Source organism: Pseudomonas acericola (SeqCode), from assembly GCF_053456465.1.
Map to the genome: position 1 here is coordinate 813,259 of NZ_JBRFJB010000003.1, position 14,291 is coordinate 827,549.

The 14,291-nt window shown below is 60.4% G+C and carries 12 protein-coding genes; 5 read left to right on the forward strand and 7 right to left on the reverse strand.

What is annotated here, in order from left to right; genetic code table 11:
• The first annotated feature begins 227 nt into the window (after positions 1-227).
• Positions 228-4,865 (forward strand): RHS repeat-associated core domain-containing protein, encoded by a 4,638-nt coding sequence (locus tag ACU688_RS15720; protein ID WP_448185594.1) that lies wholly within the window; start codon positions 228-230, stop codon positions 4,863-4,865.
• Complete coding sequence (locus tag ACU688_RS15725) at positions 4,862-5,179, forward strand: contact-dependent growth inhibition system immunity protein (RefSeq protein WP_448185491.1); 318 nt, start codon at positions 4,862-4,864, stop codon at positions 5,177-5,179. The genes ACU688_RS15720 and ACU688_RS15725 overlap by 4 nt, the downstream gene beginning before the upstream one ends.
• Positions 5,180-5,277: 98 nt before the next feature.
• Here the strand turns inward: ACU688_RS15725 and ACU688_RS15730 are convergent, their stop codons facing one another.
• Positions 5,278-5,865: an NUDIX domain-containing protein gene (locus ACU688_RS15730; RefSeq protein WP_026136841.1), complete on the reverse strand. Its 588-nt coding sequence runs from the start codon at positions 5,863-5,865 to the stop codon at positions 5,278-5,280.
• Between the two features lie 115 nt (positions 5,866-5,980).
• Between ACU688_RS15730 and ACU688_RS15735 the strand changes: the two genes are divergently transcribed.
• Entirely contained in the window at positions 5,981-7,132 is a 1,152-nt protein-coding gene (locus ACU688_RS15735; protein ID WP_448185492.1) for a GGDEF domain-containing protein, read from the forward strand.
• Here ACU688_RS15735 and ACU688_RS15740 read toward each other — a convergent pair.
• Positions 7,129-7,974: an SDR family NAD(P)-dependent oxidoreductase gene (locus tag ACU688_RS15740; RefSeq protein WP_448185493.1), complete on the reverse strand. Its 846-nt coding sequence runs from the start codon at positions 7,972-7,974 to the stop codon at positions 7,129-7,131. The genes ACU688_RS15735 and ACU688_RS15740 overlap by 4 nt on opposite strands.
• 162 nt (positions 7,975-8,136) lie before the next feature.
• On the opposite strand from ACU688_RS15740, the gene ACU688_RS15745 reads away from it, so the two are divergent.
• The gene (locus ACU688_RS15745; RefSeq protein ID WP_448185494.1) at positions 8,137-9,063 is read left to right on the forward strand and encodes an alpha/beta hydrolase; all 927 of its coding nucleotides are present in this window, start codon (positions 8,137-8,139) and stop codon (positions 9,061-9,063) included.
• Positions 9,064-9,255: 192 nt separating this feature from the next.
• On the opposite strand, the gene ACU688_RS15750 is transcribed toward ACU688_RS15745, so the two are convergent.
• Complete coding sequence (locus ACU688_RS15750; RefSeq protein ID WP_448185495.1) at positions 9,256-10,416, reverse strand: alpha-hydroxy acid oxidase; 1,161 nt, start codon at positions 10,414-10,416, stop codon at positions 9,256-9,258.
• A gap of 121 nt (positions 10,417-10,537) precedes the next feature.
• On the opposite strand from ACU688_RS15750, the gene ACU688_RS15755 reads away from it, so the two are divergent.
• Positions 10,538-11,320 carry a DeoR/GlpR family DNA-binding transcription regulator gene (locus ACU688_RS15755; protein WP_448185496.1) on the forward strand — a complete coding sequence of 261 codons (783 nt, stop codon included), beginning with the start codon at positions 10,538-10,540 and terminating at the stop codon, positions 11,318-11,320.
• Here the strand turns inward: ACU688_RS15755 and ACU688_RS15760 are convergent.
• The 4 genes from ACU688_RS15760 to nrdD all read right to left on the reverse strand — a co-directional run bounded on the left by ACU688_RS15760 (position 11,247) and on the right by nrdD (position 14,272).
• Positions 11,247-11,504 carry a DUF3079 domain-containing protein gene (locus ACU688_RS15760; protein WP_448185497.1) on the reverse strand — a complete coding sequence of 86 codons (258 nt, stop codon included), beginning with the start codon at positions 11,502-11,504 and terminating at the stop codon, positions 11,247-11,249. The two genes, ACU688_RS15755 and ACU688_RS15760, sit on opposite strands and share 74 nt — an antisense overlap.
• A gap of 233 nt (positions 11,505-11,737) precedes the next feature.
• A complete protein-coding gene (locus ACU688_RS15765; RefSeq protein ID WP_448185498.1) occupies positions 11,738-13,357 on the reverse strand; it encodes a methyl-accepting chemotaxis protein in 1,620 nt (539 codons plus the stop codon).
• Between the two features lie 67 nt (positions 13,358-13,424).
• Positions 13,425-14,120: an anaerobic ribonucleoside-triphosphate reductase activating protein gene (locus ACU688_RS15770; protein ID WP_448185499.1), complete on the reverse strand. Its 696-nt coding sequence runs from the start codon at positions 14,118-14,120 to the stop codon at positions 13,425-13,427.
• Complete coding sequence (gene nrdD, locus ACU688_RS15775) at positions 14,117-14,272, reverse strand: anaerobic ribonucleoside-triphosphate reductase (RefSeq protein ID WP_448185500.1); 156 nt, start codon at positions 14,270-14,272, stop codon at positions 14,117-14,119. The genes ACU688_RS15770 and nrdD overlap by 4 nt, the downstream gene beginning before the upstream one ends.
• Positions 14,273-14,291: the final 19 nt, after the last annotated feature.

A 14,291-nucleotide genomic window follows, 5' to 3' on the forward strand; every position in this document is an offset into this window, starting at 1 on the left:
GTGGGAAATTTCTGACAATAGCCGCCAGACGTATGGGGGCACACAAGGGTTGCTGAAACGTCCCACGCTACTACCGGATTAGCTCTACTGCCTTGCCCTGGGAACGTCTGCAAAGTCTTTCGCCTGATTTCACAGTGCGAGGGATTGCAGATGGATGTTTTGATGAGTGGGGCTGTGTCGTGATTTCCGCCACCAGCCAGGCGATTGGCTACCTGGTGCTGGCGACCATGGATTCAACGACGCGGGATGTCGAATCCGTTATCAGCGATTTCAACCGCTGCCTCAATACCTACGACATGTGGGCCGAAAGCTTTTTCAGCTTTTCGGCGCTGGATGTCGAGCAGGTGTTCAAGGTCGGCAATGAGGTGGCGCTGGTCGCTCCGATCAACCGCTCCATCCTGCCTAGTACCACCACCGCAATGTGCCCGGCCAACGGCACGTTGACCTTGGTGCATATGTTCCAAAGCGCGCGGTTCGTACCTATTGGCAACACGCCGGTGGTGCTGCAACGCGTCGATCCAAACGGTGGCCCACTGGGCGAACCGCTCCACAAAACCATCGGGCCCAGCGGCATTCTTGAAATCACCGAGTGTGATCGCAACCAGCAGTATCGGGTCAATTTCTACCCCAACGTTTCCAAAGATCATGTCAAGGCGCTGTATTCGTCCTACCAATCGGTGATCACACCGCTGGAAGGCTGGCTGCGCGGTGAATGGGCAACCACCTTTGAGCCGCTGTGGAAGGGTTACTCCGAAGCGAACTTCCTCAAGCGCTATCTCTCGTTGCACCAAGCCTATGCGCGTGGGTTTGGCGAGGCGTTGTATTCACTGTGGGACACCATCAAGCAATTGTTCCAGTGGCTAGCGGACCCGCTGGGCAATGCTGAAAAACTCCTGCATTACCTGTCCCCGGAAGCCTTCGAAGCACTGCTGAGCGTGAGCGCCGAAACCCTTGCGAAGGGTTTGCTGGTGCTCAGCGATGAGCCGCTGCTGTTTGTGTACCTGTCGGCAATGGTCAGCTGGATGCGCCTGTTGCCGCCGCCGTATATGAACGAGTTATTGGGGGAAATCAGCGCCGAAGTCTTGATCAATCTGTTGCTGTGCCTTGCCACTGCCGGGATGGGTGTGGTGGTGCGCATGAGTGCCAAGGTGTTGGGCGGGATCAAATCTCAGCGGGCGCGCAGGTGGTTGGAACATATGGCTGGGCAGTTCGGCAAGGCTCGCTTGGAGGAGCATGTCGAGACGGCCAAGCCCTTGTTGCTGGGCGGTCCGGCGACGGCACTCAAGACGGTGCCGGATGTGCCGTTGAAGGCTGGGGATCAACTGGTTTCCAACCCGGTGCCGGTGGTGCGGGGCAAGGGACGACAGCAGACCGTGTTGGTTCGGCAGGACGCTATCGATGATGTGCCTGCTTCCGGCCGGAATGCCAACGGTGATGCGGCTGCTTCTGCGGACAAAACGCTTACCAACGGCTGCCCAGTGTCGATGGTCACCGGCGAGGAATTACTCACCCTCACGGACGGCGTGCTCGACGGGGTTTTGCCGTTCGAGTGGACACGGTTGTATCGCACCAGTGCGGTGCACGTGGAGTGCGGTTTGGGGTTTGGCTGGAGTCATGCGCTGGCGCATCGCGTTTGTGTGTCGGGCGATTCGGTGGTGTGGACGGATCATGAGAATCGCTCGACGGTTTTTCCCTTGCCTACGATTTCTCGGCCGGCGATCACCAATAGTCTGGCCGAGGCGGCGATTTATCTCGGGACGTTGCCTGGCGAGTTGGTGCTGGCGCAGGCGTCGCGTTTCTACCACTTCCAAGAGGGTTTGCTCACAGCCATCAGCGATGCGTATGACAACCGGCTGCGTATTTCCCGGGATGTGTTGGGGCGCATTGAGCGGTTGGACAACGGTGTCGGGCGTTCGCTGTTCTTGCGGTATTCGGCCGACCGCATTGTGGCGGTGGATTACCAGATTCAGCGGGCCGAGGGGGCTGCCCCCTACGTCTGGGTAACCGAGTACTGCGTTGTTTCCTACGCCTATGACGACCTTGGCCGGTTGGTTTCGGCGACCAATGCCGTAGGCGAAAGCGAGGTTTATCGGTACGACGATCAGCATGTGATCCTTGAACGTGGCTTGGCCGGTGGGGCGAGTTTCTTTTGGGAGTGGGAACGGTCTGGCAAGGCCGCGCGCTGTATCCGGCATTGGGCGAGCTTTGCGCAGATAGACACGCGCTATGCCTGGGAGGACGACGGGCGCGTCACGGTGTTTAACGCCGATGGCAGCCAGGAAGTCTACGTCCACGATCAGCGGGCGCGGCTGGTGCAGCGGGTTGATCCAGATGGCGCGACGCACTTCAACTCCTACGACGACAAGGGCCGGCTGACGGTCGAGCAAGACACGTTGGGCGCGGTGACGGCGTATCAGTACGACGACGCCGGACGCTTGGTGGCGCTGTTTCCAGGGGATGATGAGCCGACCTCCTACGAACATGACAACGGCTTCGTACGGGTTGTGCGGCGGGGTGAGGCGATCTGGAAGTACGAGCGCAATGATCAGGGCGATGTCACGCGTAGGACGGATCCAGACGGCAATGTCACGGACTACAGCTACAACAAATACGGGCAACTGACCGGAGTTTGGTATCCCGATCACAGTTGCCATCGGCTGGTGTGGAATGAACGTGGGCAGCTGGTTGAGGAACAGTTGCCCAATGGCGGCGTTAAGCGTTATCGCTATGACGATGTTGGCCGGCAGGTTGCGAGAGAGGATGAATACGGTGCGCTGACCCAGTACCAGTGGGACAACCTGGGTCGGTTGATTCGTGTGGTCCTGCCGGGCGGTGCAACGCGGGAATACAGCTACAACGCCTACGGAAAAATCACCGCTGAATGTGATGAATTGGGGCATGTCACCCGCTACGAATACGCCGATGGCCTACACCTCATCAGTCGGCGCATTAACGCTGACGGCACCCAGGTCAAATACCGCTACGACAACGTGCGCTTACTGCTGACCGAGATCGAAAACGAAGTCGGCGAAACCTATGCATTGCAGTACCACCCCAACGGCCTTATCCAGCAGGAAACCGGCTTCGACGGCCAGCGCACGTCCTACCTCTACGACCTCAACGGCAATCTGCAGGAAAAAATCGAACACGGCGATGACAGCAGTCAGCTCGTCACCCGCTACGAGCGCGACTTCGCCGGCCGCCTCGTACGAAAAACCCTGCCCGACGGCGGAGTTGTGGATTACACCTACGACCGCCAAGGCAACCTCCTTGGCGTCGAAGACGGCCACTGGTCATTGGCCTACGAATACGACCGACAGAACCGCCTCACCGCCGAACACCAAGGCTGGGGCACCTTGCGCTACGGCTACGACGCCTGCGGCCAACTGCAACACCTGCGTCTGCCCGACAACAACCGCGTTACTTTCAACCACGGCAAGGGTGGTCACCTGGCGACAGTGATGTTGAATGGTGCAGAGTTGACCGCACACCTTTTTAGCGCTGGCCGTGAACATCAACGAGGCCAGGGCGCACTCCTCAGCAGCTACCAATACGACGATCAAGGACGCCTGTTCAACCACGGCATCTGTGATGCCAAACGCGCACTTTACCGCCGCCAATATGACTACGATAAAACCGGCAACCTGACCCGCATCCTCGACACGCGTAAAGGCGAACACCACTACAGCTACGACCCGCTAAATCGCCTGACCCGCGCCGACCAGGAACACTTTGCCCACGACTTAGCGGGCAACCTGCTCATGCAAAACCGCTCCGGCCCGGACATCGTCACGGGCAATCGGTTGATGATCCAAGGAGATCGGCACTACGACTATGACGCGTTCGGCAACCTGATCCGCGAGCGGCGCGGCCAAGGCCAGCAACTCGTTACCGAATACCGCTACGACTGTCAGCACCGGTTGGTCGGCGTCACGACACCCAACGGACAAACCGCCAGCTACCGCTACGACCCGTTTGGCCGGCGCATCAGCAAAACCGTTGACGGCCTGACGACCGAATTCTTCTGGCAAGGCGACAAACTGATCGCCGAACACCACGCAGATCGCCATCGCAGCTACCTCTACGAACCCAACAGCTTCCGCCCGCTGGCCCTGCTGGAAGGCTTCGGCCCCAAAGCCACCCAGCCCTACCACTACCAACTGGACCACCTCGGCACCCCCCAGGAACTGACAACCCCCAACGGCGAAATCGCCTGGTCCGCCCACTACCGCGCCTACGGCGAAATCACCCGCCTCGACGTCGGAACAATCGACAACCCGCTGCGCTTTCAAGGTCAGTACTTCGACACGGAAAGCGGGCTGCACTACAACCGGTATCGCTACTACAATCCGGATATTGGTCGCTACCTGACGCCGGATCCGGTGAAGTTGGCGGGGGGGATCAATGGGTATCGGTATGTGCCCAATCCGACGGGGTGGGTGGATCCACTAGGACTGAGTTGCAAGGTTGGCAACTGTCCAGGCTCTAGCGGGGTTTTAACCACTCATGAGAATGCAGGTGGGCATCTGATTAAGAAGCATGTGGGACGCACGGACGAGGAGCTGGCAGCCAGGTTCGAATTAGAGCCCCATATTCCGGCGTCTTCAACATTTAGGACATTAGATGAGGCGGAGGCTATAGCATCCAAAAGCCTAGCCTCCCATCAACGAGAAATACTAGAGTTTCTGGGAGGAAAAAAAGACAAATACATTATTAGGGGAAGCTCAGATCTCCCCGTAGGGCGAAGCGTTCTAAACGGAACAACGAAATCAATCCCAGCCTACAAGTTTTTATTGGTTCTAAAGCGTGATAAAAAAATGCCAGACGGTTACCTATTACTGACCGGATACCCAGTAGAAAAATGAATAAACCACTGACAGAACTCCAGCAATTTATGGGCGCGTACTTCAACCAGGACTGGGCAGAGGATCACCCCTCAGCCGATGATGTGATTGACACGTTCTTACAAGACTCGCCTAAGGACGTCATCCTTACCGTCAGAAAAGAAATTTTAGAGTTGATAAGTTCACATACAAATGAATCAGACCTTCAAAAAAACCTGCTGCATGAACAGTACTGCTACTACCATTATCCCTATCAGTGGAAATCAGGAAAATCATGGCTTGAACACGTAGTCGAAATGTTCGATGAGTCCTTGAGGCACAAACGTGACGAGTAGCTAGGACTAAAGTCTAAATTCACTCACCGATCAAAGACCAATTCCCACAGATTGAACTGCCTACACAGAACAATCCGTGGGAGCTAAAAGTCATCGCCTCACCACCCCTCCTTCAACACCCTTAACTCCAAACACTGCAACAACATAATCGTCTTCCCATCCACAATCTCCCCGCTCTGCACCATCCCCAGTGCTTGCTCAAACCCCAGCTCCAGCACCTCGATATCCTCCCCCTCCTCTTCCAACCCACCGCCCGACCCCACTCGATCCCCCGGCTGATACTCCCCCAAAAAGAAGTGAATCCGCTCCGTCACCGACCCCGGGCTCATGAAAGCCGCATACACCTTCTCCACATGCCCCACGCGATAGCCCGTCTCTTCTTCCGCTTCCAGGCGGATGCGTTCTTCGGGGCTGGCGTTGTCGAGCAGCCCGGCGGCGGTTTCGATCAGGTAGCCGGGGTAGTCGTTGACGAAGGTGGGCATGCGGAACTGGCGGATCAGCAACACGGTGCGTTGCGCGCGGTTGTACAGCAGGATCGTCGCGCCATTGCCCCGGTCGTACACTTCTCGGGTCTGGGCTTGCCAGCTGCCGTCGCGGCGGCGCAGGTCGAAGCTGTATTTTTTCAGCAGGTACCAGTTGTCCGAGAGGGTTTCTTCGGCGGTGATGCGAACGGGGCTGTTGTCCATGGTCTGGCCTTAGTTCAAAGGAGCCCGAGCATGTCGCGATAGCAAGGCCAGCGTCAAGCAAGCCGCTTGCGGCTACAATCGCGCGCCATAAAGGACTCTCTCCAGGTTTAAGGAAATGATGCTGCACATTCCGACGCTACTGATGGTGGCCGTGTTCGTGTTTTGCCTGATGGGTTTGCTCACGGTGCATGCGTGGAGCCGTGGCCGTGAGCCAACCCTGGGTTATCTGGGCTGCATGCTGTTGCTGGCGGCGCTGGGCACCGGGTTGCTGGTGGTGCGTGGCGTGGGCATGGATTATGTCGCGCTGGTGATCGGCAACGTGGTGCTGCTGTTCAGTGCCGCGATGAACTGGACCGCCATGCGCGCCTTTGTGCATCGCAAGCCCAACGTACCGGGGATTTTCGCCGGCTGCGGCGTGTGGTTACTCATGTGCCTGGTGCCGCAGTTCTATGGCTCGCTGTCGGCGCGGGTCACGTTGTACTCGCTGCTGGCCGCCTGCTACGGCGTGTTGTCGGCGCTTGAGTTGTGGCGCAAGCGCGACACCCTGGAAGTCGCCTACGCACCCGCGCTGATGCTGACCCTGTGGCATTCCGGGTTTTATGTCATACGCGCCTTTACCGACCCCGGCCTACCGATCAAAAACGCCCAGCTTTCGGGTGGTGAAGGTGTGCCGATTTTCTCGTTCATGTTGTTCGAGTCCATGCTGTACGCCATTGGCATCGCCTACGTCACCCTGGCGATGGTCAAGGAGCGCGCCGAGTTGCGCTTCAAGGCGGCCGCGTTCACGGACGCGTTGACCGCTATCGGCAACCGCCGCGCGTTTATGCTCAAGGGTGAAAAACTCCTCGCTGACAGCGCCCGCCGCCAGCACAGCGTGGCGCTGTTGCTCTGCGACCTGGATCACTTCAAGCGCTTGAACGACAGCTTCGGCCACCCCATGGGCGACCAGGCGTTGATCGCGTTCGCCCAGGTGACCCAGTCGATACTGCGCAAGGGCGATGTGTTCGCGCGTATCGGCGGCGAAGAGTTCGCCTGCCTGCTGGCCGAGAGTGATGATGCCGTCGCATTCGACGTCGCCGAGCGCATCCGCCGAGCCTTTGCGCAGCTGGACCTGCTGGCGCCGGGCTTCCTCAGCGTGAGCATTGGCATTGTCACCACCGACAAGGGCGGCCATGACTTGTCCCACCTGTTGTCCCTGGCCGACCAGGCGCTGTACCTGGCCAAGGCGCAGGGACGCAATCGGGTTCAGGTGGTGGCAACCGCCTAAACCTGTTTGATACGCGCCCAGGCAGCGGCCACTTCTTCGGCGCTGCCCGCCTTGATCCGAGCCAGGTCGCGCGGGTAATCCACCCCTGGATTTTCGGTGAAACGCGTGGCGGTGAATTGGCCGTTGCTGGCGCGCAGGATATAACCCGTGTCCTCGCACTGCGCCGATGCCAGGAACAGCACGCCCGGCGTCACCCACTCGGGTTTGAGCTCGTCCGGCGCCTCGGTCACGCCCCACATGCGTGTCTTGGCCACCGGTGAGATCGCGTTGACCCGAATCCCCGCCTGCGCGCCTTCATGGCCCAGCGCATTCATGATCCCCAGTTGCGCCATCTTGCCGGCGCTGTAGGCCACCAGGCCGGTCTGCTCGTACTGCGCGTACATGGCGCGGTCGGAGGTGGTGAGGATGATGCGTGGCGCGCAGGATTGCAGGAGGTGTGGCCAGGCGTGCTTGCATAGCCACAGCGGGGCGTAGAGGTTGATGTCCATGGCGCGTTGCAGGAACGCGGCGTCGAGGTCTTCGATGCTTTGGTAACCCACCCAGCCAGCGTTGTGAATCAGGATGTCGAGTTGGCCAAAGGCTTCGATCGTCGCGTGGATCAGTTGCCGGCAACCGTCATCCGTGGACAGGTCGCCGCTGTGGCCGATCACGTTCAGGCCTTCGGCCTGCAGTGCTGCGGCAGCGGCCTGGGCCACCGTCCCATCGTTGCCGGAACCCACCTTGTCGGCGCCGATATCACTGATGACCACCCGCGCCCCGCCCTGGGCCAACGCCCGCGCATAGCTGAGCCCCAATCCGCGTGCCCCGCCGGTGACGATGGCTGTCTTGCCGGTGAAATCCATGTACTTGCCCTCCTGTTTGGCCGACCACCCTAACAATCCCTGCACGCATTGTTCAATGCTGTAACACTTTGCAAGCAATGCCCATGAACGGCCGTCGAATTAATTCCTGCGTCGACGGGCCTTCTGTTAAAACCCCTGCTTCACCTTTGCCCTGGAACCTTCATGTCTTCACGTTTTCTGTCGCGCCTGCGCCTGCGCTGGTTACCCTTGTTGTGCATGGCGCTGCTGATCGTCGGCCTGCCGGTGGGTTGCAGCGTGTTGCAACAAAAAGAGCGCGAGTTGGTGTTTCGCATCGAGCCGGGCACCGCCGGTTGGTACACCGGCCTGCCCAAGGCCGTGCAGGAATTCGAACTCAAGCCCGCCAGTTTCAAATCGGGGCAGAACATCCATGCCTGGTGGTACCCGGCCGCCAAGAAGGACGCGCCCGCGATCCTCTACCTGCACGGCGTGCGCTGGAACCTCACCGGGCAACTGTTTCGCATCGAGCAATTGCACGCCCTGGGCTACTCGGTGCTGGCCATCGACTATCGCGGTTTCGGCCAGAGCCACGGCGAGCTGCCGTCGGAAACCACGGTGTACGAAGATGCGCGCATCGCCTGGGAACGCTTCCAGACCCTGCAACCCGACCCGAGCAAGCGCCTGATCTACGGGCATTCCCTCGGCGGTGCAGTGGCCATCGACCTCGCAGCCGAACTGGGCAAGCAGGTGCCGTTGCCGGTGCGCGGGTTGGTGATCGAATCCACTTTTACCTCGTTGGCGGATGTGGCCACGGCTGTGGCGAATACTTCATTGCCGGTGCGCTGGTTGCTGTCGCAGAAGTTCGATTCCATCGACAAGATTGCCGATATCCATATGCCGCTACTGGTGGTGCATGGCCTCGATGATCGTTATGTGCCGCCGCGTTTCAGCGAGCAATTGTTCAACGCCGCCCAGGAACCCAAGCGCTTGTTGCTGGTGCCCGGCGCCAGCCATAACAACAGCATGAGCCTGGCAGGTCGCAGTTATGGCCAGGCCTTGGACAAACTGATGCAAGCGCAGATGCCGGCCCGGGTGGTAACGCACTCCACAGGCCGCAACGGCGACTCATAAAACCACTTTTCGGCACTGGGTCTGCGCTTGCGTGTCAAGCGCAAACCCTGGCCATACTGGCCCGCGCCGGCAGTTGATCAATTATTAACCTTTGGTTAAATCGCCATACCCGCCGGGGTCTTGCAAAGTTATCCACAGAGATACCCACGGTTTTCGTGGACAACTCTTTTTACTTTTTTACGTTTTTTTTGCTCAGTAAATGCTTTCGGGAAAGGTACCCGGCAGCAAAATCTCGCGATTCACATCGCGTATATCGTTATAGCCACACAGGGCCATCGACACGTCCAGTTCGCGGGCGATGATGTCGAGGGCCTTGGTCACGCCCGCCTCGCCCATCGCGCCCAAACCATACAAATGCGGGCGCCCGATCATGGTGCCTTTTGCTCCCAGTGCCATCGCCTTGAGCACGTCCTGACCGGAACGGATACCGCCATCGAGCCATACTTCAATGCGCTCGCCCACCGCGTCGACAATCGCCGGCAATTGGCTGATGCTCGACGGCGCGCCGTCCAGTTGACGGCCACCGTGATTGCTCACCACCAGCGCATCCGCACCGGCATTGGCCGCCAGCCGCGCGTCTTCCACATCAAGGATGCCCTTGATGATCAACTTGCCGCCCCAGCACTTCTTGATCCACTCCACATCGTCCCAGCTCAGGCGCGGGTCGAATTGCTGGGCGGTCCATGACGACAGCGAACTCATGTCCGCCACGCCTTTGACATGCCCGACGATATTGCCGAAACCCCGGCGTTTGGTGCCGAGCATGCCCATCACCCAACGCGGCTTGGTGGCCATGTTGAGGATATTCGGCAAGGTCAGCTTGGGCGGCGCCGACAGGCCGTTGATCAGGTCCTTGTGGCGTTGCCCGAGGATTTGCAGGTCGAGGGTCAACACCAATGCATCAACGCCAGCAGCCTTGGCACGCTCGATCAGTTGCTCGATAAAGCTGCGGTCGCGCATCACATACAACTGGAACCAGAACGGCTGGCCGACGTGTTCGGCGATGTCTTCCAGCGAACAGATGCTCATGGTCGACAAGGTATAACGCAGGCCAAACGCGGCGGCGGCGCGGGCGGTGAGAATCTCGCCATCGGCATGCTGCATGCCGGCCAGACCGGTGGGTGCGAGGGCCACGGGCATCGCCATGTCCTGGCCGATCATGGTGGCGCGGATCGAACGTTCGTCGATATTGCGCGCCACGCGCTGGCGGAATTTGATGCGGGCAAAATCGCTTTCATTGGCCCGGTAGGTGCTTTCAGTCCAGGAGCCGGAATCGGCGTAATCGTAGAACATCCTGGGGACACGTTTTTGCGCCAGTTTGCGTAAATCTTCGATGGTGGTGATCAACGACATCTGAGTGACCTCTCCCTGAGCTGAACACAGAGAGTAACCGCCCATCGGCGGCGCAACCAGCCATTGCTTTAACATCGGCGGGCGACTAATCTCGCACAAAACCGCATAAAGGCGCACAAACATGCACGACACCCACGCCGCCATCGACCTGCCTTCGTTGCGCAAACAGAAGATTTTGTTGCTGCTGGAGCGCGACGGCAAAGTCACCGCCGCAGACTTGGTGGAGCACTTTGCCGTGTCCCCGGACACCATCCGCCGCGACCTTGGCGAACTCGCCGCCGCGGGCCTGTTGCAACGTGTCCATGGCGGCGCCCTGCCCCGGCCCAAGGACACCGGCAAGGATTTCTTCACCCGCGTGGGCGAGACCAACGAAGCCAAGCGCCACCTCGCGCAACTGGCCGCCGACCGGGTCGAAGACGGCCAGATCGTGCTGTTCGATTCCGGCTCGACCACCTTGCAGATCGCCCAGTCACTGCCGCGCTCGATCCGCCTGACCGTGGTCACGCCATCGCCGATGATTGCCATCGCGCTGGCGGACCATCCCGAGGTGAAAGTGATCCTTGCGGGCGGCCAACTCAACCCGGCCACCTTGTCCACCAGCGGCCACGAAGCCGTGCGCCTGATTCAAAGCGTGAAGGCCGACCTGCTGTTTACCGGCGTGTGCGCGCTGCACCCGCAGGTCGGCATCACCTCCCTGCATTTTGATGAAGTGGCGGTCAAGCAAGCCCTGCTCGACAGTGCCTCGCAAGTGATTGCGGTGACCATGGCGGACAAACTGGGCGCGGTGGAGCCCTTTGTGGTAGCACCGTGCAGCCGTATTCACACGCTGATTACCGAGTGGCATGTGCCGAGTGTGGAGGCGTATCAACAGTTGGGGCTTGAGGTGGTGCAGGTGCAGGTGTGACGTCGGCAGGCACCAGCACGCCCCAGTCACCGTGCTCGTACCAGTCATCCCCGAGCATCTCCACCGGGTGCATGGTGCGGTCGGCGCCGTTACCACAGGCCAGATCGGCCGTAGCGCAATAGCGATCACAGCCCCAGCAGATGCGCTCGGGGTGCTTGGGGTGCAGCGGGAAAGGCTTGGCCATGGTGGGGTTTCCTGGCGGCGAGCGATGACTGCAAGCTACCCTTATCACCAAGGCCGGACCTTGACCGACATCAAGCCGATCAGCCCCAAAGCACCTGATACATACACATCCAAATGTGGGAGCTGGCTTGCCCGCGATAGCGTCCTGTCAGCTTGCACGTCAGCGCCTGACAGACCGCTATCGCAGGCAAGCCAGCTCCCACACAAGCCTCCTCCTACATTTTGCTAGTGGTCCTAGACCTTGAACCGCGCCACCGTCTGATGCAGCGCACTCGCCATCCCCGCCAGGTCATGCCCCGCTGTTTCGGTATGCAACGCGCCCTGCAACACCTGCTGGGACAAGCTGCGAATCCCCACCAGGTTGCGATCCACCTCCCGCGCCACCAGTGCCTGCTCTTCCGTGGCGCTGGCAATCATCAGGTTGCGTTCGTTGATCTGCGAGATCGAGCGGGTGATTTCCTCCAGCGCTTCACCCGAGCGTTGCGCCACACCAAGGGTCGCCTGCACGCGCTCGCTGCTGCTGTGCATCGCCGACACAGCGTGTTCGGTGTCTTGGCGGATATTGCCGATCATCTGCTCGATTTCCTGGGTCGAGGCTTGGGTGCGATGGGCAAGCGCGCGCACCTCATCAGCCACCACCGCAAACCCGCGCCCGGCATCACCGGCCCGGGCCGCTTCGATGGCGGCGTTGAGGGCCAGCAGGTTGGTCTGGTCGGCAATGCTGCGGATCACTTCGAGCACGCCGCTGATGTCTTGCACGCGCCCGGCCAGTTGCTGGATGCGCTCCGAGGTTTCCACCACGCCGGTGGCCAGGGTGTTGATCGAGGCGACGGTTTCCTGGACCTGGGCACGCCCGCGCTGGGCCGTCTGTTCCGATAGGCGCGACGCCTCGCTGGTGCTCACCGCATTGCGCGCGACTTCGTCCACGGCGGCGGTCATTTCGTTGACCGCCGTGGCCGCCTGTTCGATCTCCTGGCCCTGGGACTGCAAGCTGCCGCTGGTCTGGCTGCTGACCGCGCTGAGTTCTTCGGAAGAACTGGCCACGCCGTCCACCGAGGCCGCGATGTGGCGCACCATCTGGTTAAGGTTCTGCTGCATGTGGTGCAGGTTGCGCATCACGCTGCCGTCGGCACTGTTGCCCAGCGGCACATCGATGGTCAGGTCGCCCTCGGCGATGTGGCTCAATACCCGCGCCACCTCATCCGGTTCGCCGCCCAATGGCCGGGTCACGCTGCGGGTGACGATCACCGCGGCCGTGACCACCAGGGCCAGGCACAGCAGGAACAGCCCGATCATATTGCGTCGTGCCTCGTCATACAGGCTCTGCGCCGCCTGCTCACGCTCGCTGAACAGCCGCCCTTGCATCGCCATCAGCGCGTCCAGGCTCTTGAACACCTGCGCTTCGGCCGGCATCACCTGTTGCTTGAGCTGGGCCAGGCCCTGTTCACGCGCACCTTGCTTGATCAGCGCCTGCACCTGGCTGAACGCCGCCACGTAAGTTTCGCGATGGCTTTTCAACGTCGCGTAGGCGGCCTTGCCTTCGGCACTGTCGAGCAGCGGTTCAAGGGTGGCAAAGGCCTCGGTGATGCGCTGGCGCGTGGTGCCGATGGCCTCCTGGGCTTGCTGATTGTCCTGGTTGATCAGCAGGTCGCGGGTGTTACGACCGTTATCACGCACGCCGGTGGCGATCACCATGATGGGGGCGATGCGCGGCCAATCCTGCTGCACGATCTGCTCGGATTGCTGCTTGAGGGTTGCCAGGTCGTGCAAGGCGTAAAACACCAAGCCCACCAGGGCCAGCGGCGCAATCGCGAAGCCGATGACAATGCGTTGTGCCGTGGTTAACTGCGTCATTCTTAACATTCCTTGATGAACACCTGCCCACGATGGGCAGCATCTTTAAAATCCAACCGAGGGCTGATCACCCTCGCAATACAAAAGCGGGAAACAACTCGTGCAGGCGGCCCCACAATTCCGGCAAGCGGGCCTGCGCCGGTGAACTTGCCAGTTGCGGATCGAGCATGCTCGCCGTGCGCACCAGCTGTACGGCAAAGCGCTGCACACCCAAGGCCTGCAAACGCTGGGCCAGCAGCAACATGCGTGGCGGGTCGATCAAGTGCCAATGCACGGTGGTGCGGCATTCGTAATCCACACCGCTGGCCAGCAGGGTGTCGAGGCTGCGCCAATTGGCGGTGCCGCTGCCCTTGACCTGAGTGACGGACTGGCAATCCTCGGCCAGCGCCTTGACGTCAAACCCGACCCAATCGGCATGGCGCAGCGCATTGGCAAACCCTGCCGGCTTGATCCCGGCGCTGTGCAAGCCAATGCGAAAACCCATCGCGCGCACTTCATCCATGGCCGCCGGCAAACCTTCCTGCAAGGTCGGCTCGCCGCCGCTGAACACCACAGCATCGAGCAAATCCTGGCGGCGCTGCAGAAACAGCAACACCCGGCGCCAATCCATTTCCGTGCTGGCGCGCGGCGGGATCAGGTCCGGGTTATGGCAATAGCGACACCGCCAGGCACAGCCCTGGCAGAACAGCACGCAGGCGAGCATGCCGGGGTAGTCGAGGGTGGTCAGGGGCACCAGGCCCCCGACCCGTAGCGCTCGACTCATTGGCGCCCGGCCACGGCGGCGGTTTCGGTGAAGTGCACGCGCTCCTTGTGTTCAGATTGCTTGCCCGGGTTGAACGCCGACACTGGCCGGTGATAACCCATCACCCGGGTCCAGACTTCGCAGCGCTGACGTTGTGGCTGGGTTGCTTGCATGGTGAATCTCCTTGGGGTT

Excerpts from the sequence above, each read along its gene's own strand:
- ACU688_RS15720 (WP_448185594.1), top strand. The coding sequence starts at position 228 with ATGGATTCAACGACGCGGGATGTCGAATCCGTTATCAGCGATTTCAAC.
- ACU688_RS15725 (WP_448185491.1), top strand. The coding sequence starts at position 4,862 with ATGAATAAACCACTGACAGAACTCCAGCAATTTATGGGCGCGTACTTC.
- ACU688_RS15730 (WP_026136841.1), bottom strand. The coding sequence starts at position 5,865 with ATGGACAACAGCCCCGTTCGCATCACCGCCGAAGAAACCCTCTCGGAC.
- ACU688_RS15735 (WP_448185492.1), top strand. The coding sequence starts at position 5,981 with ATGATGCTGCACATTCCGACGCTACTGATGGTGGCCGTGTTCGTGTTT.
- ACU688_RS15740 (WP_448185493.1), bottom strand. The coding sequence starts at position 7,974 with ATGGATTTCACCGGCAAGACAGCCATCGTCACCGGCGGGGCACGCGGA.
- ACU688_RS15745 (WP_448185494.1), top strand. The coding sequence starts at position 8,137 with ATGTCTTCACGTTTTCTGTCGCGCCTGCGCCTGCGCTGGTTACCCTTG.
- ACU688_RS15750 (WP_448185495.1), bottom strand. The coding sequence starts at position 10,416 with ATGTCGTTGATCACCACCATCGAAGATTTACGCAAACTGGCGCAAAAA.
- ACU688_RS15755 (WP_448185496.1), top strand. The coding sequence starts at position 10,538 with ATGCACGACACCCACGCCGCCATCGACCTGCCTTCGTTGCGCAAACAG.
- ACU688_RS15760 (WP_448185497.1), bottom strand. The coding sequence starts at position 11,504 with ATGGCCAAGCCTTTCCCGCTGCACCCCAAGCACCCCGAGCGCATCTGC.
- ACU688_RS15765 (WP_448185498.1), bottom strand. The coding sequence starts at position 13,357 with ATGACGCAGTTAACCACGGCACAACGCATTGTCATCGGCTTCGCGATT.
- ACU688_RS15770 (WP_448185499.1), bottom strand. The coding sequence starts at position 14,120 with ATGAGTCGAGCGCTACGGGTCGGGGGCCTGGTGCCCCTGACCACCCTC.
- nrdD (WP_448185500.1), bottom strand. The coding sequence starts at position 14,272 with ATGCAAGCAACCCAGCCACAACGTCAGCGCTGCGAAGTCTGGACCCGG.